This window comes from Nocardia concava NBRC 100430, assembly GCF_000308815.1.
Lineage (GTDB): Bacteria > Actinomycetota > Actinomycetes > Mycobacteriales > Mycobacteriaceae > Nocardia > Nocardia concava.
Window position 1 is genome coordinate 80,178 of sequence record NZ_BAFX01000123.1, and the last position, 22,994, is coordinate 103,171.

At 67.3% G+C, this 22,994-nt stretch carries 23 protein-coding genes and 1 tRNA gene; 14 read left to right on the top strand and 10 right to left on the bottom strand.

The annotated features are described in order from the left end of the window. Window positions 1–173: 173 nt before the first annotated feature. On the bottom strand, window positions 174–788 hold the full coding sequence (locus ON43_RS28890) for a TetR/AcrR family transcriptional regulator (RefSeq protein WP_040812543.1): 615 nt from the start codon (window positions 786–788) through the stop codon (window positions 174–176). 321 nt (window positions 789–1,109) lie between these two features. Between ON43_RS28890 and ON43_RS28895 the strand changes: the two genes are divergently transcribed. The 6 genes from ON43_RS28895 (at window position 1,110) to ON43_RS28920 (ending at window position 5,478) form a co-directional block, all read left to right on the top strand. Beyond that, window positions 1,110–1,180: transfer RNA gene (locus ON43_RS28895), tRNA-Gln, on the top strand. Between the two features lie 80 nt (window positions 1,181–1,260). Further along, complete coding sequence (gene glmU, locus ON43_RS28900; protein WP_040812545.1) at window positions 1,261–2,763, top strand: bifunctional UDP-N-acetylglucosamine diphosphorylase/glucosamine-1-phosphate N-acetyltransferase GlmU; 1,503 nt, start codon at window positions 1,261–1,263, stop codon at window positions 2,761–2,763. Further along, window positions 2,760–3,740, top strand: coding sequence for a ribose-phosphate diphosphokinase (locus ON43_RS28905; protein WP_040812547.1), 981 nt, complete (start codon window positions 2,760–2,762; stop codon window positions 3,738–3,740). The genes glmU and ON43_RS28905 overlap by 4 nt, the downstream gene beginning before the upstream one ends. 163 nt (window positions 3,741–3,903) lie before the next feature. Continuing rightward, window positions 3,904–4,236 carry a hypothetical protein gene (locus ON43_RS28910; RefSeq protein ID WP_040812549.1) on the top strand — a complete coding sequence of 111 codons (333 nt, stop codon included), beginning with the start codon at window positions 3,904–3,906 and terminating at the stop codon, window positions 4,234–4,236. A 73-nt stretch (window positions 4,237–4,309) separates the two neighbouring features. Then, the gene (locus tag ON43_RS42870; RefSeq protein ID WP_051179397.1) at window positions 4,310–4,837 is read left to right on the top strand and encodes a hypothetical protein; all 528 of its coding nucleotides are present in this window, start codon (window positions 4,310–4,312) and stop codon (window positions 4,835–4,837) included. 2 nt (window positions 4,838–4,839) lie between these two features. After that, on the top strand, window positions 4,840–5,478 hold the full coding sequence (locus tag ON43_RS28920) for a DUF2461 domain-containing protein (RefSeq protein WP_040812550.1): 639 nt from the start codon (window positions 4,840–4,842) through the stop codon (window positions 5,476–5,478). On the opposite strand, the gene egtD is transcribed toward ON43_RS28920, so the two are convergent. Genes egtD through egtA form a run of 4 tightly spaced genes read right to left on the bottom strand, consistent with a single transcriptional unit; the run spans window position 5,479 to window position 10,164 of the window. Further along, the gene (gene egtD / locus ON43_RS28925) at window positions 5,479–6,450 is read right to left on the bottom strand and encodes an L-histidine N(alpha)-methyltransferase (RefSeq protein ID WP_040812552.1); all 972 of its coding nucleotides are present in this window, start codon (window positions 6,448–6,450) and stop codon (window positions 5,479–5,481) included. Then, the gene (locus ON43_RS28930; RefSeq protein ID WP_373283494.1) at window positions 6,447–7,481 is read right to left on the bottom strand and encodes a class II glutamine amidotransferase domain-containing protein; all 1,035 of its coding nucleotides are present in this window, start codon (window positions 7,479–7,481) and stop codon (window positions 6,447–6,449) included. The genes egtD and ON43_RS28930 overlap by 4 nt, the downstream gene beginning before the upstream one ends. Window positions 7,482–7,528: 47 nt before the next feature. Beyond that, window positions 7,529–8,872 carry an ergothioneine biosynthesis protein EgtB gene (gene egtB, locus ON43_RS28935; protein ID WP_051179399.1) on the bottom strand — a complete coding sequence of 448 codons (1,344 nt, stop codon included), beginning with the start codon at window positions 8,870–8,872 and terminating at the stop codon, window positions 7,529–7,531. After that, window positions 8,869–10,164 (bottom strand): ergothioneine biosynthesis glutamate--cysteine ligase EgtA, encoded by a 1,296-nt coding sequence (gene egtA, locus ON43_RS28940; protein WP_083913809.1) that lies wholly within the window; start codon window positions 10,162–10,164, stop codon window positions 8,869–8,871. Before egtA ends, egtB begins: the two co-directional genes overlap by 4 nt. 123 nt (window positions 10,165–10,287) lie before the next feature. On the opposite strand from egtA, the gene ON43_RS28945 reads away from it, so the two are divergent. After that, window positions 10,288–11,460 carry an aminotransferase class V-fold PLP-dependent enzyme gene (locus ON43_RS28945; protein ID WP_040812638.1) on the top strand — a complete coding sequence of 391 codons (1,173 nt, stop codon included), beginning with the start codon at window positions 10,288–10,290 and terminating at the stop codon, window positions 11,458–11,460. A 106-nt stretch (window positions 11,461–11,566) separates the two neighbouring features. After that, window positions 11,567–13,213 (top strand): fatty acyl-AMP ligase, encoded by a 1,647-nt coding sequence (locus tag ON43_RS28950; RefSeq protein WP_040812553.1) that lies wholly within the window; start codon window positions 11,567–11,569, stop codon window positions 13,211–13,213. Between the two features lie 13 nt (window positions 13,214–13,226). On the opposite strand, the gene pth is transcribed toward ON43_RS28950, so the two are convergent. Together pth and ON43_RS28960 are read right to left on the bottom strand one after the other, a co-directional pair. Further along, window positions 13,227–13,811, bottom strand: a complete 585-nt coding sequence (pth, locus tag ON43_RS28955; protein ID WP_040812555.1) for an aminoacyl-tRNA hydrolase — start codon at window positions 13,809–13,811, stop codon at window positions 13,227–13,229. Window positions 13,812–13,857: 46 nt separating this feature from the next. Further along, on the bottom strand, window positions 13,858–14,457 hold the full coding sequence (locus tag ON43_RS28960; protein ID WP_040812556.1) for a 50S ribosomal protein L25/general stress protein Ctc: 600 nt from the start codon (window positions 14,455–14,457) through the stop codon (window positions 13,858–13,860). Window positions 14,458–14,842: 385 nt separating this feature from the next. Between ON43_RS28960 and ON43_RS28965 the strand changes: the two genes are divergently transcribed. Next, window positions 14,843–15,322 (top strand): hypothetical protein, encoded by a 480-nt coding sequence (locus ON43_RS28965; RefSeq protein ID WP_040812557.1) that lies wholly within the window; start codon window positions 14,843–14,845, stop codon window positions 15,320–15,322. Between the two features lie 123 nt (window positions 15,323–15,445). Next, on the top strand, window positions 15,446–15,733 hold the full coding sequence (locus ON43_RS28970; RefSeq protein WP_040812559.1) for a hypothetical protein: 288 nt from the start codon (window positions 15,446–15,448) through the stop codon (window positions 15,731–15,733). Between the two features lie 72 nt (window positions 15,734–15,805). Here the strand turns inward: ON43_RS28970 and ON43_RS28975 are convergent, their stop codons facing one another. Continuing rightward, complete coding sequence (locus tag ON43_RS28975) at window positions 15,806–16,468, bottom strand: lysophospholipid acyltransferase family protein (protein WP_040812561.1); 663 nt, start codon at window positions 16,466–16,468, stop codon at window positions 15,806–15,808. A gap of 99 nt (window positions 16,469–16,567) precedes the next feature. Between ON43_RS28975 and ON43_RS28980 the strand changes: the two genes are divergently transcribed. Then, entirely contained in the window at window positions 16,568–17,131 is a 564-nt protein-coding gene (locus tag ON43_RS28980; RefSeq protein WP_051179400.1) for a TetR/AcrR family transcriptional regulator, read from the top strand. Between the two features lie 79 nt (window positions 17,132–17,210). After that, window positions 17,211–18,836: a peptide chain release factor 3 gene (locus ON43_RS28985; protein WP_051179401.1), complete on the top strand. Its 1,626-nt coding sequence runs from the start codon at window positions 17,211–17,213 to the stop codon at window positions 18,834–18,836. Between the two features lie 4 nt (window positions 18,837–18,840). Here ON43_RS28985 and ON43_RS28990 read toward each other — a convergent pair whose 3' ends face one another. Both ON43_RS28990 and ON43_RS46410 read right to left on the bottom strand, forming a co-directional pair. Further along, on the bottom strand, window positions 18,841–19,362 hold the full coding sequence (locus ON43_RS28990) for a nuclear transport factor 2 family protein (protein WP_040812567.1): 522 nt from the start codon (window positions 19,360–19,362) through the stop codon (window positions 18,841–18,843). A gap of 83 nt (window positions 19,363–19,445) precedes the next feature. Then, window positions 19,446–20,333: an Abi-alpha family protein gene (locus ON43_RS46410; protein ID WP_083913810.1), complete on the bottom strand. Its 888-nt coding sequence runs from the start codon at window positions 20,331–20,333 to the stop codon at window positions 19,446–19,448. A gap of 356 nt (window positions 20,334–20,689) precedes the next feature. Between ON43_RS46410 and ON43_RS29000 the strand changes: the two genes are divergently transcribed. Then, the gene (locus tag ON43_RS29000; RefSeq protein WP_245568796.1) at window positions 20,690–22,012 is read left to right on the top strand and encodes a DUF445 domain-containing protein; all 1,323 of its coding nucleotides are present in this window, start codon (window positions 20,690–20,692) and stop codon (window positions 22,010–22,012) included. Next, window positions 22,003–22,914, top strand: a complete 912-nt coding sequence (locus ON43_RS29005) for an Abi-alpha family protein (RefSeq protein ID WP_063712649.1) — start codon at window positions 22,003–22,005, stop codon at window positions 22,912–22,914. Before ON43_RS29000 ends, ON43_RS29005 begins: the two co-directional genes overlap by 10 nt. Window positions 22,915–22,994: the final 80 nt, after the last annotated feature.

Sequence of the window (22,994 nt, forward strand, 5' to 3'; positions counted from 1 at the left end):
ACCGACATCACAGTTCGAACAGCACTCGAAGGATGGGTGAACCGTACCACCCGGCTGCGCGCTGCCAGCCGATTCGAGCATTCGGCCCGTCCTCCTTCGCAATTCGCTGGTTAACTGTCCAGTTCTGCCCCGCTTAGACAGACATATCAGACCAAAATTCAGACCGCAGGGTTCTATAACCCCTTGCCGCTCGGCCATTCCGACGCCAGCTTCGGATCCGCCTCCAAATGCGTGAGCCCGTTCCAGCACAGATTCACCAGGTGCGCGGCCACCACTTCCTTGGAGGGCTGGCGCTCGTCCAGCCACCAGGTCGCCGCCGTCGCAACCATTCCCACCAGCGCCTGCCCGTAGAGCGTCGCCAGGGTGGGGTCCAGGCCGCGACGTTCGAAATCGCCGGCGAGTATGTGCGCCACCTGATTCACGGCCTCGTTCAGCAGGCTCGAGTACGTGCCCTCCGCCGCCGACACCGGCTGATCGCGCATGAGGATCCGGAAGCCGTCGGTGCGCTCCTCCATATAGGTGAGCAACGCCAGCGCCACCTGTTCGAGCCGCACCCGCGACCGGTTCTGGGTGAGTGAGGCGGTGATCATCTCCAGCAAGGTCGACATCTCGCGGTCGACCACGACCGCGTACAACCCTTCCTTGCCGCCGAAGTGCTCGTACACCACCGGTTTCGACACCTGCGCCCGCGCCGCGATCTCCTCTATCGAGGTGGCGTCGTACCCGCGCTCCGCGAACAGCGCCCGCCCGATCTCGATGAGCTGCTGACGCCGCTGGGTCCCGGTCATGCGCGCCCGCGCCGGCCTCGGCCCCTCGCCAGCCGTCATCGAATTCGCCTCCTGCTTCGCTGTCAGATGCGCTACAACTGTCCCAGACTTCGCCCCGCTGGGCGGCGTGGGGACCACTTTCGCCCGTATGCCGACGTGACAACTGATCTAGCACGACCGGGGTAACTCCTGGGGTACCGGCTAATTCGGCCGTGTCGCGAACCGTCGGCCCGCAACGTGAGGCGAGTTGCGCCTAGCCGATCGGCAAAAAACGCGGAGAGGCGGGACAGTTCGACGGAACGGCATCGTTCATGCGAGGATCAGACCCGCATGACGCTGCAATCCGCCGTGGTGTAATGGCAGCACAACTGATTTTGGTTCAGTTTGTCCAGGTTCGAGTCCTGGCGGCGGAGCTCACGAGCTGGGTCGTTATGGTTGGCCCCGCGTATTGCACCTGACTCAGCACACGATGACCGGCAGCCGAGGGAGATCCATGCCACAGCAGACCGCCGTCGTCGTTCTCGCCGCCGGAGCCGGAACCCGAATGCGGTCCAAGACACCCAAGGTGTTGCACCCGCTCGCCGGTCGAAGCATGCTCGCCCACGCGTTGCATGCCGCGCACGAGATCGACCCGACGTCGCTCATCACCGTGATCGGCCACGACCGCGAGGCGGTCGGCGATGCTGTCGGCAAGGTGGGCGCGGAACTCGGCCGCCAGATCACGCTGGCCGTGCAGGAGGAGCAGCGCGGCACCGGCCACGCCGTGCAGTGCGCGCTCGCGGTCATGCCCGAGGATTTCACCGGCGACGTCCTGGTCACCTACGCCGATGTGCCACTGCTGGACGGGCACACCCTCAACGCACTGCTCGACGAGCACCGCAGCTACTCCGACGGATCCGCCGTCACCGTACTGACTTTCGAGCCCGAGGACCCCAACGGCTACGGCCGCATCGTGCGCGACGAGCAGGGCCGCATGATGGAGATCGTCGAGCACGCCGACGCCACCCCGGAGCAGGCGGCGCTCACCGAGGTCAACTCCGGCGTCTATGTCTTCGACGCGGCCGTGCTGCGAATCATGATCTCCCGCATCGATACCGCCAACGCCCGGCATGAGCTCTACCTCACCGATGTGCTCAAGCTGGCGCGCGAGGCCGGGCATCCGGTGCACGGCGCGCGGCTGCTCGACCACGCCAAGGTCACCGGCGTGAACGATCGGGTGCAGCTGGCCGACGCGGCCCGCACCCTCAACCGCTACATCCTGGAACGGCACATGCGGGCCGGGGTCACCATCATCGATCCGGGCTCGACCTGGATCGACGGCAATGTGGTGATCGGCCGCGACGCGGTCATCCGCCCGGGCGTACAACTGTTGGGCGACACCGTGATCGGCGAGGACGCCGAGATCGGACCGGACTGCACGCTGACCGACGTCACCGTCGGCGACGGCGCGAAGGTGGTCCGCACGCACGGCGAGAAGTCGAAGATCGGCCCGGGCGCGAATGTCGGCCCGTTCGCATATCTGCGGCCCGGCACCTCGCTCGGTGAGAGCGGCAAGATCGGCACCTTCGTCGAGACCAAGAACGCGACGATCGGCACCGGCTCCAAGGTCCCGCACCTCACTTATGTGGGCGACGCCACCATTGGCGAATACAGCAATATCGGGGCGTCCAGCGTTTTCGTCAATTACGACGGGGTCAAGAAGCATCACACGACCGTGGGTTCGCATGTTCGCACGGGCAGCGACAACATGTTCGTCGCCCCGGTCACCGTGGGTGACGGCGCGTACTCCGGAGCGGGTACTGTACTGCGCAGAAATGTTCCACCGGGAGCGCTCGCGGTCTCGGGTGGTGCACAGCGCAACCTCGAAGGCTGGGTGCAGCGCAATCGCCCCGGCACCGATGCAGCCCGCGCGGCCGAAGCGGCCCTCGCGGCGCTCCCGGATCAACCGGGAACCACCGAGATATCCAACGAGCAAAAGGATGGCGAACGTCAGTGACCGCGTTCTCTACCGATAACCAGAAGAATCTGATGCTGTTCTCGGGGCGCGCTCATCCTGAGCTCGCCGAGGCGGTGGCAAAGGAACTCAACGTCCACGTCACTCCCCAGACCGCCCGCGACTTCGCGAACGGTGAGACCTTCGTCCGATTCGAGGAATCGGTCCGCGGCTCCGACGCCTTCGTGCTGCAGAGCTTCCCGGCCCCGCTGAACCAGTGGGTCATGGAGCACCTGATCATGATCGACGCGCTCAAGCGCGGTTCGGCCAAGCGCATCACCTCGGTGCTGCCGTTCTACCCCTACGCCCGCCAGGACAAGAAGCACCGCGGCCGCGAGCCCATCTCGGCCCGCCTGATCGCGGACCTGCTCAAGACCGCGGGCGCGGACCGGATCATCACCATCGACCTGCACACCGATCAGATCCAGGGCTTCTTCGACGGCCCGGTCGATCACATGCACGCGCAGGTGCAGCTGGCCGAGCACATCCGGGTCAACTACGACCTGTCCAACATCACGGTCGTCTCCCCCGACGCCGGTCGTGTGAAGGTCGCCGAGAAGTGGGCCAACTCGCTGGCCGACGCGCCGATGGCGTTCATCCACAAGACCCGCGACCCGCTGGTCCCCAACCAGACCGTCTCCAACCGCGTGGTCGGTGAGGTCGAGGGCCGCACCTGCATCCTGATCGACGACATGATCGACACCGGCGGCACCATCGCCGGCGCGGTCAAGGTGCTCAAGGAGGCCGGTGCGGGCGATGTGGTCATCGCCGCCACCCACGGCATCCTGTCGGCCCCGGCCGCCGAGCGTCTCGCCAACTGCGGGGCCAAGGAGGTCGTGGTGACCAACACCCTGCCGATCGACGAGTCCAAGAAGTTCCCGACGCTGACCGTGCTCTCGATCGCGCCGCTGCTGGCGCAGACCATCCGCGAGGTCTTCGAAAACGGTTCCGTGACTGGCCTTTTCAACGGGAACGCCTAGCCCGCTCGAAAATAGCTGTCGAAGCCCCCTGCCGAAGTATGGCAGGGGGCTTTCGTCATGTTTGGGCATCAATGGATGTCCGTTTCTCAGCGCAAGCGGTAGCGTTGGACGCGGATTCGCGGTTTGCTACTGGTGCGCTGATTGCGCGGAGAGGTGGTGCCGGATGGCTGAGCGGCCCGACGAGGACGACGCGCGGCTGATGGACGAGGTCTTCGACACCGATCAGGTCTTCGACAGCGATGTCGACAATCTCGACTACGACCTCGGCGACGACGATCAAGAGGACGAGATCCGCGAATACGGGCGGTACATCACCGACCCGCCCGAGGACCTGGTGATCCGCAATCGCGAGAACGACGACACCGGGCGGCTGGGTATAGGAGCCGAGCTGGACCAGGAGTGGACGCGGCGGCGCCAGCGCGAGGAGTTCGTGGCCGAGGACGATCGGCCCGCCGAGGTGGCGGCCATGGATATCGTCGAGGAACTCGACGACTAGAAGCTTTGCGTAGCGAGTTCGGCAGCGGGAACCCTGACAAAGGCGTCACACCCACGACCGAGGAGGGCGCGACATGAGCACGCCACCGAATGAACCCGGAACGCCAGACGATAAGAACCCCGGTACACCGGGCAAGGACGACGAATCGATCAACCTGTCCAAGCCGGACAGCGAGGCGCCCGTCGCGGAAACTCCCCCGCCGCCCGATCCCACCCAGTTCAACCCGGCCGCGGCACCCTATCCGCCGGGCGGCGCGTACCCGCCCTATCCGCAGGGCGCACCGCCGTCCTACCCGCCGGGACCCTATCCTCAGCAATTCGGGCCCGGCGGCCAGCAGTACCCGCAGTACCCCGGCGGCTACGGCCCACCGCCCCAGCGAACCGGGTCCCAGATCTTCTCGATCATCGGATTCATCTGCGCCGCCATCGCGCTACTGCTGTGTCCGCTGATCGGCCTCGCGGGCATCGTGCTCGGCATCGTCGGCAACAGCAAGGGCGAACCGCTGGGCAAATGGGCCGCCATCGCCGCGGGCGTGTGCATGGTGATCGGCTTCGGAATCGGCCTTGCCGTCTACGGTTCCGGCATGATGAACAATAACTAGCCATGACCGCATTCACCGGATTCCCACTCGCCGGACTCGACTTCTACGAGGACCTGGAAGCAGATAACTCCAAGGCCTTCTGGAACTCTCACAAGCAGGTGTGGGAGGAGTCGGTACGGGATCCGATGAAAGCCCTTGTCGCCGAGCTGGAACCGGACTTCGGCGAGGCCAAGATCTTCCGGCCGTACCGGGATGTGCGCTTCGCCAAGGACAAGTCGCCGTACAAGAACCATCAGGGCGCGGTGGTGTACAGCGCGCAGTACTCCGGGTGGTACGTGCAGATCGGGGCGGCGGGACTGCGGGTGGCGGGCGGCATGTACGCCGCCTCGCCCGCGCAGCTGACCGCGCTGCGGGTGGCCATCGATGACGAGGTGCGCGGGGCCGAGCTGGAAGGTTTGATCGCGCAACTGGTCTCGGCCGGATACAACATCGGCGGGGACAAGCTGGCGACCAAACCCAAGGGCTACGACATCGATCACCCGCGCATCGAACTGCTCCGGCACAAATCCATTACCGCCGGAAGGGATTTCGGTGCGCCCAAATGGCTGAGCACTCCGCGCGCCGCCCGGGAGATCCGGGCGGCGTGGGAGCAGATGCGGCCGCTCATCGAATGGCTGGCGGCCGTCACCGACCAGAAGTAGCTACCTGCGTTCGGCCAGCACCAGCGCGAATCGGTGGTCGGGATCGGTCCAGACCCGCTCGGTGGTGAAACCGGCGGCGTCCAGCTCGCTTTCGAGTACCTCGCGGCGGAACTTGGCGGAGATCTCGGTGCGCAGCTGCTCGCCCTCGGCGAATTCGACGGTCAGATCGAGTTCCTTGATGGTGACCGTCATCGCCTCGGTGGCCTCGAGCCGCATCTCGATCCACTCGTTCTCGGCATCCCAGATGGCGACGTGCGCGAACTTCTCCGGCTCGAAGTTCGCGCCCAGCCGGGCGTTGAGCACATGCAGCACATTGCGATTGAATTCCGCGGTGACTCCGGCGGCATCGTCGTAAGCGGGCACCAGCACGGCAGGGTCGATCACCAGCCCCGCGCCGAGCAGCAGCTGCTCCCCCGGCTCCAGCACATCCCTGATGCCACCGAGGAATTCGGCCCGCTCCCCGGGAACCAGGTTCCCGATGGTGCCGCCCAGGAAGGCGACCATCCGCCGCCCGCCGCCGGGCAGGTTCTCCAGCGTGGCGGTGAAATCGCTGACCACCCCGTGCACGCTCAGCCCCGGAAACTCCGACGCCACCTCGTCCGCCGCCATCCGCAGCGCCGACACGGAAACATCCTGCGGCACATAGCTCTTCAACGGCCCCTCGGCCCGCATGGCATTCAGAATGAGCCGAGTCTTGGCCGCCGACCCCGCCCCGAGCTCGACCAGCACCTCGGCCTGCGCGATCCGGGCGATCTCCCCCACCACCCGCTCCAGCAACGCCCGCTCGGTCCGAGTCGGGTAGTACTCCGGCAGCTCGGTGATCTTCTCGAACAGCTCACTCCCCCGAGCGTCATAAAACCACTTGGGCGGCAACCACTTCGGCTCCGCGGTCAGCCCACGCCGCACATCCTCCCGCAGCGCGGTGGTCAAATCCTCATCGGTGAGGTGAATCTCCACCGTAGGTGTACTCATGAACCAGCCCTTCCGATCTCAATGTCCAGCGGCTCCACCGCAACCCGCCCGCCCCGCACACGCACCAACTGCCGATCGGCAATAGGCCGCCACCGCGGATCGTCGTCATACGGTTCCGAAGCCACCACAACGAACCCGTCGGCCTCCAAAACCGACAAAGCGTGATGCCACGTCGTGGCCCAAACCCCCACCCCATCCCCCAACAGCAAATTCAGCCGAGCCTTCGGCGACCGCGCGAGCACCGCCGCACTGACCCGCCGCAACGCCGCACCCGGCTCCATTCCACCCGTGTCCGAACCGCTTCCGGCTGAGGCTGTCGTCCATCCCCAGGCCCGAACCTCCGGTGATGCACCCGAAGTCGAGCTGACGCTCACCGTTGAACCGAAGGACGCAGCCGAACTCGCCGACCGGGTGCCGGATTCCGAGTTCGCGGGGTTGTCCTCGAGCAAGCCCCGCACAATCACCCAGAGCGCGGCCGAATCCGTGAGTGATTCGGCGTCGAGCAGGGAGGGCGCGCCGAACTCCTCCGCCACCTCGGAGAGGACCCGTCGCCAGTCGGGGATGGCGCCGTTGTGGCTGAAGGCCCAGCGGCCGTGGGTGAATGGGGCGCAGGCGGCCCGTTCTACCGGCATTCCCACTGTGGCGGAACGGATTGCGGCCAGGACCGCTGTGGAGTGGATCTGGGGCAGCACCTCGTCGACCGCCGGATCCGTCCAGATCGGGGCGGCGTTACGGTAGCGGCTGACCACCAGATCTCCTGCCGCGGAGGGGGTCTCGGGCTGGTCCGGCACCGCGCCACCGGCAACGGGACCAGGTCCGGACGCTTGCGACGAGTCGCCTTCGGCCGCGGCGCGGATGTCCGGAGCTGAGCCGCCGTGCCAGATGACTCCCGGGCCGTGGTCCGGGGTGGCGGCGTCGGGGTGGTGCCACCAGGCGACGCCGAAGCCGTCGGCGTTGATGGTGCCGCCGCCTCGCATTTCGCGGGGGGCCCAGGATTGGGTGCGGAGGGAGTGGGGGCCTTGGGTCAGCAAGGTTCCTACCGGGGTTGGCGGGCCCAGGTAGGCGAGGTGGCGGCACATCAGTGCTCGCCGGGGGTCAGGTCTCTGGCCAGGCGGAAGCCGGAGAAGATTTGGCGACGGATGGGGTGGTCCCAGTTTCGGAAGGTGCCTCGGGAGGCGACCTGGTCGGCTCCGAAGGAGCCGCCGCGCAGGACCTTGTAGTCACCGCCGAAGAAGACTTCCGAGTATTCGCGGTAGGGGAAGGCGCGGAAGCCGGGGTAGGGATCGAAGCCCGAGGAGGTCCACTCCCAGACGTCGCCGATCAGCTGGTGCACGCCGCTCGGGGACGCACCGGCGGGGTACGCGCCGATGTCGGCCGGTTCCAGGTGGCGCTGGCCGAGATTGGCGAGGGAGTCGGTGGGATCGAGGTCGCCCCAGGGGAATCGGCGGGTGCGGCCGGTGGTCGGATCGAAGCGCGCGGCCTTCTCCCATTCGGCCTCGGTGGGCAGGCGCTTGCCCGCCCAGTTGGCGTAGGCCTCGGCCTCGAACCAGCAGACGTGCACCACCGGCTGCTGCGCGCGCAGCGGCTGCATGGTGCCGAAAACCCTTCGCCACCAATGGCCGCCGCCGTCCTGCTCCCAGAACTGGGGTGCGGTCAGCCCGGCCTCGACTCGGTGCGCCCAGCCGCGCTCGGACCACAGTTCGGGCCGCTCGTAGCCGCCGTCGTCGACGAAGGCCAGGTACTGCTCATTGGTGATGGGTGCCGCGTCGATGGCGAAACCGCCGACGTGCACGGGATGCGCGGGCCGCTCGTTGTCCAGGGCCCACGGGTCGGTATCGGTGCCCATCATGAATTCCCCTGCGGGAATGACGACTTCACCGCTCACGCGCACCCGCGCGGGCGGCGTCGGCGGCGCCGACAGCACCGCGTCCCCGGTGCGCAGCTGGTGGGTGGCCAGCATGGTCTCGTCGTGCTGCTGCTCGTGCTGGGCGATCATGCCGAAGGCGAAGCCGCCGTCGACCAGATCATTTCCGCGTAATGGACTGTGCTCCAGCACATCCCACACCTTGTCCCGCACGGTCCCCACATACGCGCGGGCCTGGGCCGGATCCAGCAGCGGCAGCGCCGGCCGGTCGGCCCGGGCGTGCTTGAAAGCGTCGTAGAGGTGGTCGATGTCGTCGCGCACCGCCTCCCGCCCGCCGACATCGCGCACCAGCCACAGTTCTTCCTGATTGCCGATGTGCGCGAGATCCCAGACCAGCGGGCTCATGATCCGCGAGTGCTGGGCGACCAGTTCCGCCTCGTCGAGGCATTCGGTCAAGCCGATGGTCCGCCGCCGGGCCCGTTCCAGGGTCTCGGCGATCTGCCCCCGCAGCCGCTCGGTCTCCGCCCGGTCGGTACCGGGCACGTGCTGAATTGTCATGAGAGAACTCCCGATTCGTATTCGCCCACCGCGGGCGGCAGTCCGCTGCGACATCGCTCGGCGGCGGCGCCCAACTGCTTCGCGGCTTCCCCGGTAGCGGCATGCGCCGTGGCCAGCTCGAGCAACGCGACGGCGGTGGCGCGCAGCTCCGGATCGGCCAGACCGCAACGCGCGGCCTCGGACCAGAGATTCGCGGTCGATTCGGCCAAACCCGTTGCCTCCGCGACCGTTTCCGGACTGGACAGCAGTGCCTCGAAGGCATACACCGGCACCGTCCACCCGTCGCCCGGCTGCGCGTCGAGGTAGCGCACCTCGAGATGTCCGGACGCGCGGACCGGAGGGAAGACCGTAGTCAGGTGGTAATCGAGATCCGCCCGCGACGGCCGTCGCCCGATCTCCTCGTCCAGCGCCCCGCACAGCCAATCCGCGAAGGTGGCCCCGGCCGGAGCCGTCCAATCGTCGCCGTCACAACGCACGCACAGCAGCGGCACGTCCAGCGCCCAGCGCGCGTACCCGGCGACGGGATCGGCCCAGTCGTGCACGGGCGGCCGGGTCCGCAGTTGATCGAGCCGCTGCCAGGCCCGCATGCGCTGGGACGCCCAGGCGCCGGGCGGGGCGGAATGCAGGTCGGGTGAGCAGGCGAACGCGGCCAGCAGGGCCGGCCCCATGGCGTACAGCACCCGCCACCGGGCCGCGATCTCGGCGGGATTCGCGCCCGCGTCGACGCTCACCTGGGTGGCGGCGGTATTGCACATCATGAGCGCCCCGAACGGGCCGATACCGGCGAAGGATCGCTCCATGGCCCGGTACCGCGGCAGGGTCAGCACGCGCAGCGGCCGCCGGCTCGCATCTGCGGCGGCGGAAAAGGTTCGGATATCGCGGGATTCGAGCAGCTCCCGCAGGCGTGTCGTGTCCGACCGCAAGCGCTCGCACAGTTCGGCGGCGGTGCCGAACGGGGCACTGGACAGTTCGATCTGACCGCCGGGTTCGAGAGTGACCCGGCTGCCGCCCGGCAACGGAACGGCCGGGGAATCGGGGGAAATGGACCGCGGCGCATACGGTCCGAGTGCGTCCGCGAAGACCCTCGGGTCGGGACGCGAATTCGTTGCCGAAAGTTCACCTTGCGCGGTGAGCCACTCCAGTTCGGCACCGATGAGCAGCGGTGGGCCCTGTTTGAAACACACTTTCCCGATGTATGCCTCGGCGGCGGCCCGTGAGGAGAACTCGCCGCCCGGCTCGGTTTCGGTCAGGCCATTTCGCAGCACATCGGTGGGTGACGCCGTGACAGCCATTGCCAACCTCCGTCTGATGCGGTCGCCACACGGGGGTCCGGCAGCGACCAAACCAGAGTAGCGAGGGACTGTGACAAGAAATCTGACGAAATGAAGAACACCGCAACCGATATGGTCGTTCCCATGCTGGAAATCGCGCGGTTACGGGCCGACACACCAGGTTGTGAAAATCAGGTATTTCTCGATAGCGCGGGTTCCTCGCTGCCACCCCGGGTCGTCGTCGACACCACCATCGCCCACCTGCGTCGCGAGGCCGAGATCGGTGGCTATCGTGCGGCGAACGAGCGCATAGACGACCTGCACGGCGTCAAGACGGCCATCGCCGAACTGCTGAACGCCGACCCGGCCGCCATCGCCATGAGCGACAGCGCCAGCCGCTCCTGGAGCGATTTCTTCTACTCGGTCCCGCTCGCCCCGGGCGACCGCGTGCTGATCTCCGGCGCGGACTACGCCAGCAATGCCATCGCCGCCCTGCAGCGCGCCCGGCAGTCCGGCGCGACCGTCGAGGCAATTCCCAGCGACTCCAGCGGCCAGCTCGACCTCGATGCCCTCGACGCCATGCTCGACGAGCGCGTGAAACTGGTGTCGCTGGTTCATGTTCCGACCAATGGCGGACTGGTGAACCCGGTTGCCGAGGCCGCCCGCCGCGCGCACCGGGTGGGCGCGCTGGTGCTGCTGGACGCCTGCCAATCGGCCGGGCAGCTGCCCCTCGATGTCGCCGAACTCGAGGTCGACGCGCTCTCGGCCACCGGCCGCAAATGGCTGCGTGGCCCGCGCGGCACCGGGTTCCTCTACGTCCGCCCCGAACTGGCCCTGAGCCTGGAACCGGGCCGCCTGGACCTGCACAGCGCCGAATGGACCGCCCCCGACGACTACGTGCTCGCCCCCGACGCCAGCCGCTTCGAATTCTGGGAGCACGACGTGGCCGCCCGCCTCGGCCTGGGCGCGGCCGTGCGCTACCTGCTCGACCTGGGCCCGGCCGCCGTCTACGCGGCCATCGCCGAGCGCGCCGAGTACCTGCGCAAGGCGCTGCAGGAGATTTCGGGCGTGGATGTGCGCGACCGCGGCACCCAGCACGCGGGCATCGTGTCCTTCACCGTCGACGGCCTGGAACCCGTCCAGGTCCGCGATCGCCTGGCCGCCGAGGCCATCACGGTGACCGTCAGCTTCCGCGGCTCGACCCTGCTGGATATGTCGGCACGCGAACTGAACTCGGTGGTGCGCGCGTCCCCGCACTGCTTCGTCAGCTTCGAGGACCTGGATCGCTTCGTGCGCGCGGTACGCACTCTCGCGTAGAGCGCGCGAGGCCTCGTGTAAACGGACATGAACTCCGAAAACGGTTAACAGCCTTCACCCGACGCGGGATATTGGAGGTGCTGGTTACGCGTTTGAGGAGTCGATCGTGAGCCGCTTCACCGAGGAAATGTATGCCACCGCGCGAGTGTCGCAGCGGGGGCTGGTGACCGGGGAACCGACTGCGCCTGTGCGGCACACGTGGGGTGAGATCCACGAGGTCGCACGCCGGATGGCGGGTGGTCTGGCCGAGGCCGGAATCGGACCCGGCGACGCGGTGGGCGTGCTGGCGGGCATGCCGGTCGATATCGCGCCCGCCTGCCAGGCGGTGTGGATGCGCGGGGCCTCGATCACCATGCTGCATCAGCCGACCCCGCGCACCGATCTCGAGGTGTGGACCCGCGACACCGAGACCGTGCTGGCCATGATCGAGGCGAAGGCGGTGATCCTGGGCGCGCCCTTCGAGATCGCGGAACCGCTACTGCGCGAACGCGGTATCGCCGTCATCACCCTCGACGCCATGCGCGCGGGCCCGCCCATCGATCCGCTCCCGACCGGCGAGGACGCGATCGCGTTGCAGCAGTTGACCTCCGGCTCCACCGGCTCACCGAAGGCCGTGCGCATCACCCACGGCAACTTCTACGTCAACGCCTACGCCATGTTCGACCGGGTGAAATTCCAGCTCGACGACGATGTGATGATCAGCTGGCTGCCGCTGTTCCACGATATGGGCATGGTCGGATTCCTCAGCGTGCCAATGCAGTTCGGCGCGGAGGTGGTGTGCGTGACGCCGCTGGACTTCCTGACCCGCCCCATCCTGTGGGCCGAACTCATCTCGAAGTACCGCGGAACCGTCACCGCCGCACCCAATTTCGCCTACTCCCTGCTCGCCCGCCGCCTGCGCAACGCGGCGGACGGCGCCTTCGACCTGAGCTGCGTCCGCTACATGTGGAACGGCGCGGAACCCGTCGACGCCGACACCATGGACGCCCTCGCCGAGGCCGGAAAACGCTTCGGCCTCAACCCCATGTCCCTCACCCCCGTCTACGGCATGGCCGAGACCACCCTGGCCGTCTCCATCCCCGACCCGGGTCTGGGCCAGGTCATCGACACCGTCGACGCCGACCTGCTGGAAGCCATCGGCAAGGCCGTCCCCGTCCGCGATCCGGATCACCACCACGGCAATGTCCGCCGCCTGCCCACCCTCGGCTACCTGGTCGACAACCTCGAGGGCCGGGTGGTCGACACCGACCGTCAGCCCCTGCCCGTGCGCAGCGTCGGCGTCATCGAACTCCGCGGCCCCGCAGTCACTTCCGGCTATGTCACCGTCGACGGCTTCCGTCCCGCCCAGGACGCCGAAGGCTGGCTCGACACCGGCGATATCGGCTATTTCACCGAGGACGGCCTGGTGGTGGTGTGCGGGCGCATCAAGGACGTCATCATCATGGGAGGCCGCAATATCTTCCCCACCGATATCGAACGAGCCGCCCTGCGCGTCAACGGCGTTCGCCCCGGCAACGCAGTCGCCGTCCGCCTCGACGCGGGCCAGAAACGCGAAAGCTTCGCGGTGGTAGTCGAATCCAATGACTTCCAGAACCCGCAAGAGGTCCACCGCATCGAACACGACATCGTGCACGCGGTGTTCTCGGAAGTGGGAGTCCGCCCCCGCAGCGTGACCGTTCTCGGCCCCGGCGCACTCCCGAAGACATCCTCCGGGAAGCTGCGCCGCTCGGCCACGGCCACGCACCTGGGCTGAGAGGCCCTGCGACTCAGTGCAATTGGTTCTGCGCGGTCTCCAGACCCACGCGCAGCAGCAGCTCGACCGCGTCCGCGGTCTGCTCGACGATCACCGGAACCTCTTTGCGCTCCGGCGCGGAGAAGGGCTTGAGCACGTAATCCGCCGGATCCTGGCGGCCCGGCGGGCGGCCGATGCCGAAGCGGACGCGCAGGTAGTCCTTGGTGGTGAGGGCCTGCGAAATCGACCGCAGCCCATTGTGTCCGCCCTCGCCGCCGCCGCGCTTGAGCCGCACGGCACCGAACGGGAGGTCGAGTTCGTCGTGGACGACGATCACCTCGGTGGCGGGGACGGAGAAGAATTTGGCCAGCGCCGCGACGGGCCGCCCGGACAGGTTCATGTAGCTGCGCGGCTTCGCCAGCAGCACCTTGCGCCCGTCCAGGCGGGCCTCGAGCAGATCCGCGCCGGACTTCTTGTGCACGGTGAAACGGCCGCCGACGCGCTCCGCGAGCACATCGGCGACCATGAAACCGACATTGTGCCGGGTGCGCTCGTATTCGGATCCGGGGTTACCCAGACCGACCACCAGCGCGGGCCCGGCAGTAGTCATCTCTGTCATAGAGAGATTGCCTCGGTCATCTACGAACCGTTGCGGGAGTAGGGAGTTACTCCGCGGCGGCCTCTTCGGTGGCGGCCTCTTCGGTCTCCTCGGCGGCAGCGGCCGGGGCGGCGATGATGTTGACGATCAGGGCCTCGGGGTCGCCGGCCAGGGTGACACCCTTCGGCAGCGCGATCTGGCCCGCCAGGATCTGGGTGCCGGCCTCGACGCCCTCGATGGAGACCTCGATGGACTCGGGGATGTGCAGGGCCTCGGCCTCGATGGACAGCACGATGGTGTCCTGCTGGACCAGGGTGCCGGAGGCGGCCTCGCCGACCAGGGCGATGCTCACGTCGGCGGTGACCTTCTCGCCACGACGCACGATCAGCAGGTCGGCGTGCTCGATGTAGCGGCGGATCGGGTGAACGACGACCGACTTGGTCAGCGCCAGCTGCTTCTTGCCGGCGATGTCCAGGTTGAGGACGGCGTTGGTGCCGTGCTCACGCAGGATGGCGGCGAACGCCTGGGCGTTGACCGACAGGTGCTGCGGCTCCTCGTTGTGGCCGTAGAGCACGGCGGGAACGTTGCCGTCGCGGCGGGTACGGCGGGCGGCACCCTTACCGAACTCGGTACGTACGGTGGCTTCGAGAAGGTTGGCGTCGGACATGACTGTGTCTACTCCCTACGGCTCGTCCGGGCTGTAATGTCAGCTGGTCGCCAGGCGACTGGGCCGCCCTGGCTGAGTTGGTCTGCTCGTCGGCGAAGATCAACATGGGACGGCCGAATAGGCCGAGCCGCGTCGATCACGGTGGGCAGCTAGGTGCCACACCCTCGCCGAGACAACCTGAAGACTCTAACACGCTGCCGGAAGGCCCTTGCGCCACCCCCTCGGTAAGCGGCCCGCGGCCCGTATCACGCGGTGGCGGAATCGAATTCCCAGCAATTTCGCAGGGCGAGAATTCCTGTTTCCGGTAGCGCGCATTCATTTGAAATGTTACTCAGTCTGTTCGGCATGCCGATCGGCTCGCCGTCCAACGCAAAAGGAACACCTGATGAAGAACATCCGCCGGTTCGGTCTGAGCGCCGCGGGCATCGCCGCCATCTCCGCCACCGTCGCCCTCACCGCCCCGTTCGCGGCCGCGGACACCTCCAGCAACGGCATGACCGTCGTGGGCAGCAGCTTCGTGACCGGCAACGCGTACACGGTCAACATCATCACCGGCGTGACCGGCGTGACCGCGAACCTGTACGACACCGTCAACGGCAGCACCCAGTCCATCGGCTCGGCCACCTCCTCGGGCACCACCCAGGCCTCGGTGCAGTGGACTCCGACCGTGTCCGGCTCGCATCACCTGTGGGTGGTGCTGACCGGCGGCTCGCAGTCGGTGCCCACCTCGGGCCCGGTGGACATCACCGTCACCGATGCCGCGACCTCGGCCCCGACGGGTACCGGCAGCGCGAGCACCCTGCTCCCGCTCATCACCAACCTGATCGCCAGCCTGACCGGCGGCAACGGGGCCAGCATCGGCTGATCCCGGCTGCGTGACCCGCTCTGCGACTCGTCGGAGCGGGTCTTGTTTCCGAAGGTGTGAAGCACTACTGTTTCGCATCATTCCCCGCTCTGGGGGAATGGCCTGCACCATAAGGAAATACGCATGAAGAGCATTCGCCGGTACGGCCTCGGGGCCGCGGGAATCGCCGCCATCTCCACCGCCGTCGCCCTCACCGCCCCGCTCGCCACCGCGGACACCGTGGGCCAGGGCGACAGCGTCGAATTCATCACCTACAACGACTGCCCGCCGTCGCCCACACCCACACCCACCAAGCCGTCCGGGACCGGTAGCTCATTGACCCCGCTCACCGGCATCATCGACAGCATTCTGAAGGGCCTGGGCGGCGCCGGCGGCGCCACCTCGAGCGGTTCCGCCTCCAGCGTCGGCTGACGGAACGACGGCCGGTTGTTCGGATTCGCGCGGGATCCGAACAACCGGCCGTTTTCGTTTTCAGGGGAAGTTTTATGCGGCCCGCTGTTTGAAAGTGGTCGCGTAGCAATCCACATACGGGCGACCGGAGCGCTGCACGATTTCGGCCATGAGTTCATCGGTGGCCCGGCGCACGGCCTGCTGATCGGCCGGAAGGAAATGACGGGGGCGGCCGAAGGAAACGCGAACCTTGGCCGGGCGCAGGAAACGCCGATTGCGCGGATTGACCCGATCGGTGCCGGAGAGGACGACCGGGATGACGGGAGCGCCGGTCTGCATCGCCACCCGGATCACGCCGGTGCGCCCGCGATAGATGCGGCCGTCCGGCGAGCGGGTGCCCTCGGGGTGAATGCCCCAGATGCCGCCCGACTCCAGGATCTTCACGGCCGCCGCCAGGGAATCCGATCCGGCGCTGCCGCCGGTGCGGTCCACCGGCACCTGCCCGGTCGCGTTCATGACGAAGCGGTTGATCCGGCCGCGGAAGCCGCCCTCGGTGAAGTACTCCTGCTTGGCGATGAAGGTGACCTTGCGGCGCAGCACCAGGCACAGATAGAGCGAATCGACCACGGCCAGATGGTTTGCCGCGATGATCACCGGCCCGTCAGCGGGAACATGATGCAGCCCTTCGATCTCGGGGCGTCCGAGCAGCCGCAGCACCGGCCCCACCAATACGTGCTTGAGCAGCCAGTACCACATGTGAATCCTCCCGGGTCGCGGCCGTAGACAGTGTCTACCGAAAGCCTTTCTACCCCACCCGCGTAGACACTGTCTACCGTTGCGGCGAGAATGTGGCGCATGACTTCGGTTGAGCCACTGCGGGAACGGCTGGTGACGGCGGGCGTCGCCATGCTGGAGGAGACCGGGGCCGGGCAGCTGGGGTTGCGCGCCATCGCCCGCGAGGCCGGTGTCTCGCACGGCGCGCCGCGGCGGTACTTCCCCACCCACAACTCGCTGCTGGCCGCCATCGCCGCCGTCGGCTATCGCGATCTGCGCGCCGAAATCGAAGCGGTGCAAGCGGATTCACCGCGCGACCGGATCGACCGCAGCTGCCTGACCTACGTCGATTTCGCCATCCGGCGCACCGAGATGTTCACCCTCATGTTCCGGCACGACCTGCTCGAGGGCGCGGGCGAGAATCTGCGCGAGACGGTCTCGCTGCCGCTGTTCCGGTATTGGCGCGGACTCGTCGACGCCTGCGTCGCCGACCCGACCGGCGCTCGCGCCATGGGCCTGTGGACCAATCTGCACGGCCTCGCGGTGCTCGCCGGCAATCGCAGCCTCGAGGCGATCGCGCCGGAGGCCGATCTGTCCGCCCTCGTCGCCGGGGCCATCGACCGGTACCTGGGAACACCCGCCTGAGCTGGGACCGGCCGGTCGGACGAAGAGGCCGATCGCGTACCCTGGTTCGGTTGCCTCGTCCGCACAAAAGGAGTCCCCCGTGAGTTCCCCGACTGCCAGCGCGACCTCTGCGACCGCCGGGCGGCTGGCCGACGAGGCGGCGCGGCGGCGCACCTTCGCGGTGATCTCCCACCCGGACGCCGGTAAATCGACGCTGACCGAGGCCCTCGCGCTGCACGCCAAGAAGATCTCCGAGGCGGGCGCGATCCACGGCAAGGCCGGGCGCAAGTCCACCGTCTCCGACTGGATGGAGATGGAGAAGGCGCGCGGTATCTCCGTCAGCTCCACGGCACTGCAGTTCGAGTACGGCGACTGCGTCATCAATCTGGTGGACACCCCGGGTCACTCCGACTTCTCCGAGGACACCTACCGCGTGCTGACCGCGGTCGACGCGGCGGTCATGCTCATCGACGCCGCCAAGGGCCTGGAACCGCAGACGCTCAAGCTCTTTCAGGTCGCGCGCGATCGCGGGATCCCGGTCGTCACCGTCATCAACAAGTGGGACCGGCCGGGCCAGGCGCCGCTGGAACTACTGGACGAGATCGTCGACCGCATCGGCCTGACGCCCACCCCGCTGTTCCTGCCGGTCGGCATCGCGGGCGACTTCCGCGGCCTGCTGCGCCGCGGCGAGGAGGGCGCGGCCACCGAGTACATCCACTTCACCCGCACCGCGGGCGGCGCGACCATCGCCCCCGAGGAGCACTACACACCCGAGCAGGCCGCCGAGCGCGAGGGCGACGCGTGGACCACCGCCGCCGAGGAGAGCGAACTGCTCTCGGCCGCCGGGCAGGACCACGATCAGGAACTGTTCCTGGCCGGGCACACCTCGCCGGTCATCTACGCCTCCGCCATGCTGAATTTCGGTGTGCGCCAACTGCTCGACACGCTCGTCGAGCTGGCGCCGCCGCCGCGCGCCCGCAAGGACGTCAAGGGCGAGCCGCGCGAGACCACCGCGCCGTTCAGCGCCGTCATCTTCAAGGTGCAGGCCGGCATGGACACCGCGCACCGCGACCGGCTGGCGTTCATGCGCATCGTGTCCGGCGAGTTCGAGCGCGGCATGGTGGTGACCCACGCGCAGACCGGACGCCCCTTCGCCACCAAGTACGCGCTGACCGTGTTCGGCCGCGAGCGCACCACCGTCGACACCGCCTATCCGGGCGATGTGGTCGGTCTGGTGAACGCGACCGCGCTGGCCCCCGGGCACACGCTGTTCGTGGACAAGAAGGTCGAGTTCCCGCCGATCCCGTCCTTCGCGCCCGAGCATTTCGCCTCGCTGCGCGCCAAGACCGCGGACAAGTACAAGCAGTTCCGCAAGGCCATGGATCAGCTCGACTCCGAGGGCGTGGTGCAGGTGCTGCGCAATGACGCCCGCGGCGATCAGGCGCCGGTGCTGGCCGCGGTCGGCCCCATGCAGTTCGAAGTCGTCACGGCCCGAATGCAATCCGAGTTCAATGTCGAGACCCAGCTCGATCATCTGCCGTACCAGCTGGCACGGCGCACCGACGCCGAATCGGCCGAGGAGCTGAGCCGCCAGCGCGGCGTGGAGGTCTTCACCCGCACCGACGGCGCGATCCTCGCGCTGTTCAGCGACAAGTGGCGGCTGCAGTACATCAGCAAGGAAATGCCGAAGCTGACCCTCGAGGTCCTGGTCGCCGGAGCCGAATAGGTCTTCAGCCCAGCGTGCCGGAACCGTCGGAGCTGGGTTCGATGCGCGGGGAATCCGCCGGGTCGCGGGCGATCAGGCCCCAGCGGCTCGAGGTGAGGCGCAGGCTGGGCAGGTCGGAGAGCGAGAGCACGACCTCGTAGGTGCGCTCGTATCCGGTGTGGGCGATGCGCCAGTTGCCGTCGTCGCAGAGCACGTAGCGGTCGGTGTAGAAGGCCGCGCCGCGCAGCAGCATGTTGTGGCCGGGGATCAGGACCGTGTCGGCCAGGTACCAGGTGCCGGTCGCGGTATCGCCGTCGACGTCGATTTCCGGGTGGTCGCAACGGTGTTCGGTGATGACATGGGGTCCGAGCGTGTTCCGCATGAAGGCCAGGAAGGCATCGCGCGATTCGAACTGGAGGTACTCGCTGTAGGTGGCGGTGGCCTCCGGAATCATGGTGTCGGCGAACTCCTCCCACGCCTTGGTGTCCAACGCGCGTAGGTAGCGGAACTTCAGCCGGCTGATCGCGGCGACGGCATCGGAATCCATACCATCAACAATCCCATCAGGTGTCGGAAACCTTCAGGGTTCGGCACGGATTTGTACCGGATCGCTATCAGCCGGATACCGAGTCAGCCGTTGATCGAGAAGCAGGTGTTGCAGAAGTCCTCGCCGAACTCCGTCAGCCGCAGGCTCTTTCGCACGATCTTGGGCACCCGGCCCGCCTTCTTCAGCGCCTGCTCCACCACCGGCTGCACCTCGAGCACCATATAGCGCGAGAGCACCACCGGATCCTCGGAGGTCATGGTCAGACCCAGGCGGTTCAGGTTGATCAGGTAGTGCCGCGAACGGTCCGGGTAGCGGACGCCGGACTGCTCCGGCACGGAGGTCAGATCGCCCGCGACCAGCTCCGATCCGATGCCCAGCGGCCGATTGGTCCGCACGTCCACCGACGGCTGCGGTCCCTGCAGGGCCATGAAGCGCAGGATGCGCGCCTCGTCGGGCGCGAGCTGATCGAGGATCCGGTCGTAGGCCGGGTGCACGTCCTCGGTGAAGTAGACATCGGCCGAGCGCGCCAGCAGCGCGTCGCCGCGGCGGCGCAGATCCTCGGTGGTGGCCGAGCGCAACAGCCCGGTCGTGGTGGTGATGGACTGCTGCGGCGCACCCATGGGAGTCGGTACGTAACTGACGATCTCGCGCACCGAACCCTCGGTGACGCCGAGCGCGCTGCGCGCGATGGACCGCAGCGCCGCCCCCGTGCGCTCGGCGATATCGGCGGAGGATTCGCCGTCCAGCGCGGCCTGGGTCAGCTGTTTGGTGATCTCGAAGCTGGTGCCGACCGCCCACTCGGTCCCCCGCACCGCGGTGCCGACCGCCAGCCCGGCCGCCCGGAATGCCCCACGGATCAGGCGGGCCTCATTGCTGATCTGCCGCTGCTCCACATCCGAACTGCGTTCCACGGCACGAGGTCCCGGCCGGGCCACGTTCTGCCCCGGGATCCTGTCTTCCGCCACGTCCATCTCCGCTTATCGCCAGGTGAACCCAATCGTTCACAAGATTATTGCCCCCGACGGACCTTCGGGCATGTTGAACCCTCGAGTCAGACGAAAGGTTACCCCAGTCCACGTCCGCCGCTCGGCGACGGCCATGACCCCCAACACGCCCTTATTGGACACGATATGGATGTGGTCCCCGTCATTCTCGTGGTCCCATCGGGAGGAAGGAACTCGAGCCCGGCCAGTGTGACCGAGATCTCCGACTCAGACACTCTGTGGCTGGACTCGCTTCCTAAAGAGCCAGTAAGGTCCGAATCGCCGATGGGGTAGTAACGCCGACGGCGGTGCGTTGCGGGTCGGCAGGTCGGCAGGAGGGTGTCGTGCTAGAGAGTGTCTTCGGGGTACATCCGACCATCCTCATGGAATTGATCACCATCCCGCTGTTCACGGGCGTGATCGGCTATATCACCAACTGGACCGGCGTGCTGATGCTGTTCAAGCCGATCCGGTTCCACGGTTTCCGGCTGCCCGGTCTGGCCGCGGTTTTTCCGTTGCTGCCCAAGCGGATTCAGGTGCTGCCGCTGCTGCAGTACGACGGGCGGATCGGTTGGCAGGGGATCGTGCCGTCGCGCGCGGACAAGATGGCCAGCATCGCGGTGGACAAGGGGCTGGCGAAACTCGGGAATGTCGCCGATTTCTATCGGGAACTCGAACCCGACAAGCTCGCCGAACATTTTGTTGAAACAGCCGACCTCCAGATTCGCGACATTGTCGAGGACATCCTCAAACGCGAACATCCGCAGCTCTGGTACAACCTCCCCAACGGGGTCCGGGAGATGATCCACAGCCGGGTGCGCGAGCAGCTGCCCGACATTCTGCGCGAACTCACCGATGAACTCGGCAACAACATCGACCAACTGCTCGACGTGAAGTCGATGACCATTCGGTACTTCCAGGCGCGCCCGCAGATGCTGAACTCGGTGTTCCAGGTACTCGGCGCCAAGGAACTGCGGTTCATGCAGAACTTCGGCTTCTACTTCGGCGCGCCCATGGGTCTGGTGCTGGTCGCGATTCTGCATTTCACCGGCTGGTCCTCGCTGGTGGTGCTGCCGGTCGGCGGCGTGATCATCGGGTGGGTGGTCAACTGGATCGGCATCAACCTGATCTTCGAACCGGCCTACCCGAAATGGTGGTGCCCGTGGCGGCAGGGCCTGCTGATCAAGCGGCAGAACGAGATCACCGAGGGTTACGCGGATCTGGTGGCCAGCGAGATCATGACCGTCGCCAATATCGGCGACGAGCTGCTCAACGGTCCGCGCGCCGACCGCACCATGCAGATGCTCCAGGACACCCTCAAGCCCGCGGCCGACCGCGCGCTGGGGCCCGCGAAGTCGGTGGTCAAGTTCGCCCTGGGCGGGCGCGAATACGACTCGCTGCAGGACTCTTTGACCTCCGAGGCGATGACCATCGCGCCCATCGCCTTCGCCGACCCGGCCTTCAACGCCCGCCAGGGCAAGCAGGTGCAGGAGTACATCGCCAAACAAATGTCGGCGCTGCCCCCGCCGGAGTTCGTGGACATGCTGCGATCGGCCATCAAACAAGATGAATGGCTTTTGTTCGTCCATGGCGGCGCGCTGGGGCTCTTCGCCGGTTACGCTCACCTCCTGATCTTCGGTACAGGAGTGGCGAGCACATGGCTATAACCGAATCCGGCAGCGGCGACGGCGATCCCGACGCGGTCGGCACCGAAACAGGTGTGCGCGTAGGCACTGAACTCGCTGGTCAACCAGGCTCGGAACTCGCCGTTCGCGAGGCCGCGCCGCTGCCGGTACCGGTGTCCCCCAACGAGAAAGCCGCGTCGGCCGGACCTGTGCGCGCTACCGCCGGGGTGGTCGCGGTGGCCGTGTCCGCAGCGGTCGAGGCCAGCTTCTGGAGCCTGCACACCGCTTTGGGCGTGACCTCGGTGGTGTTGCGCGGCAGCATGGCCGGGCAGCCGCCGCGTGCGATCCTCTCCGATGCCGGTGCGCAGGTACGGCATTCGGTGCGCCAGGCGCTCGGCGTCAATGCCCCGGAGGCCGTCGAGCTTGCTCCGGATCCGAGCCCCACCAGCGTCTTACGCGCCCGCGGGGCCGAATTGCTCCGTCGCTCCGCCGATTTCCACGCCGAGGACGACAACCACCATCACGCCGCCTACGCCCGCATCCTGGGTGAGCTCGCGCCCGATGAGGCCCGCATCGTGCGGCATCTCTACCTGGACGGTCCGCAGCCCGCGGTGGAGGTGCGCACCGGAAGAACCTCGCACCGAGGCACTTTCAACCTCCTGGGCGAGGACGCCGCCCTGCGATACCCGAACCGCATCAACGAGTACCTGGCCAATCTCGACCGGCTCGGCCTGATCCACCTCACCCGAGAGGCGCTGGGCAACCCCAATAGATATCAGCTATTGGAAGCCCTGCCCGAGGTGCGCCGCCTCCTCAAGCGCGCCAGCTTCGGCACCAAGGTCCTCTACCGCACCATCGAACTGAGCTCCTTCGGCGCAGGTTTCGTCCGCACCTGCCTCCCCGTCCCCACCCTCGACCCGCAGGTTCTCGAACAGCACGGGTAGGCCCCGCCCCGTCAGTCCGGCGCGCTTTTGGCCGGAATCCACACCATCGGCGCAGGTACGGCCGGTGTGGATCCCGGCCA

Excerpts from the sequence above, each read along its gene's own strand:
- egtB (WP_051179399.1), bottom strand. The coding sequence starts at position 8,872 with ATGACAATTCAGCACGTGCCCGGTACCGACCGGGCGGAGACCGAGCGG.
- egtD (WP_040812552.1), bottom strand. The coding sequence starts at position 6,450 with ATGAGTACACCTACGGTGGAGATTCACCTCACCGATGAGGATTTGACC.
- ON43_RS46410 (WP_083913810.1), bottom strand. The coding sequence starts at position 20,333 with ATGGACGTGGCGGAAGACAGGATCCCGGGGCAGAACGTGGCCCGGCCG.
- ON43_RS28980 (WP_051179400.1), top strand. The coding sequence starts at position 16,568 with ATGACTTCGGTTGAGCCACTGCGGGAACGGCTGGTGACGGCGGGCGTC.
- ON43_RS28960 (WP_040812556.1), bottom strand. The coding sequence starts at position 14,457 with ATGTCCGACGCCAACCTTCTCGAAGCCACCGTACGTACCGAGTTCGGT.
- ON43_RS28910 (WP_040812549.1), top strand. The coding sequence starts at position 3,904 with ATGGCTGAGCGGCCCGACGAGGACGACGCGCGGCTGATGGACGAGGTC.
- pth (WP_040812555.1), bottom strand. The coding sequence starts at position 13,811 with ATGACAGAGATGACTACTGCCGGGCCCGCGCTGGTGGTCGGTCTGGGT.
- ON43_RS28970 (WP_040812559.1), top strand. The coding sequence starts at position 15,446 with ATGAAGAGCATTCGCCGGTACGGCCTCGGGGCCGCGGGAATCGCCGCC.
- glmU (WP_040812545.1), top strand. The coding sequence starts at position 1,261 with ATGCCACAGCAGACCGCCGTCGTCGTTCTCGCCGCCGGAGCCGGAACC.
- ON43_RS28975 (WP_040812561.1), bottom strand. The coding sequence starts at position 16,468 with ATGTGGTACTGGCTGCTCAAGCACGTATTGGTGGGGCCGGTGCTGCGG.
- ON43_RS28990 (WP_040812567.1), bottom strand. The coding sequence starts at position 19,362 with ATGGATTCCGATGCCGTCGCCGCGATCAGCCGGCTGAAGTTCCGCTAC.
- egtA (WP_083913809.1), bottom strand. The coding sequence starts at position 10,164 with ATGGCTGTCACGGCGTCACCCACCGATGTGCTGCGAAATGGCCTGACC.
- ON43_RS28920 (WP_040812550.1), top strand. The coding sequence starts at position 4,840 with ATGACCGCATTCACCGGATTCCCACTCGCCGGACTCGACTTCTACGAG.
- ON43_RS28965 (WP_040812557.1), top strand. The coding sequence starts at position 14,843 with ATGAAGAACATCCGCCGGTTCGGTCTGAGCGCCGCGGGCATCGCCGCC.
- ON43_RS42870 (WP_051179397.1), top strand. The coding sequence starts at position 4,310 with ATGAGCACGCCACCGAATGAACCCGGAACGCCAGACGATAAGAACCCC.
- ON43_RS28945 (WP_040812638.1), top strand. The coding sequence starts at position 10,288 with ATGCTGGAAATCGCGCGGTTACGGGCCGACACACCAGGTTGTGAAAAT.
- ON43_RS29005 (WP_063712649.1), top strand. The coding sequence starts at position 22,003 with ATGGCTATAACCGAATCCGGCAGCGGCGACGGCGATCCCGACGCGGTC.
- ON43_RS28890 (WP_040812543.1), bottom strand. The coding sequence starts at position 788 with ATGACCGGGACCCAGCGGCGTCAGCAGCTCATCGAGATCGGGCGGGCG.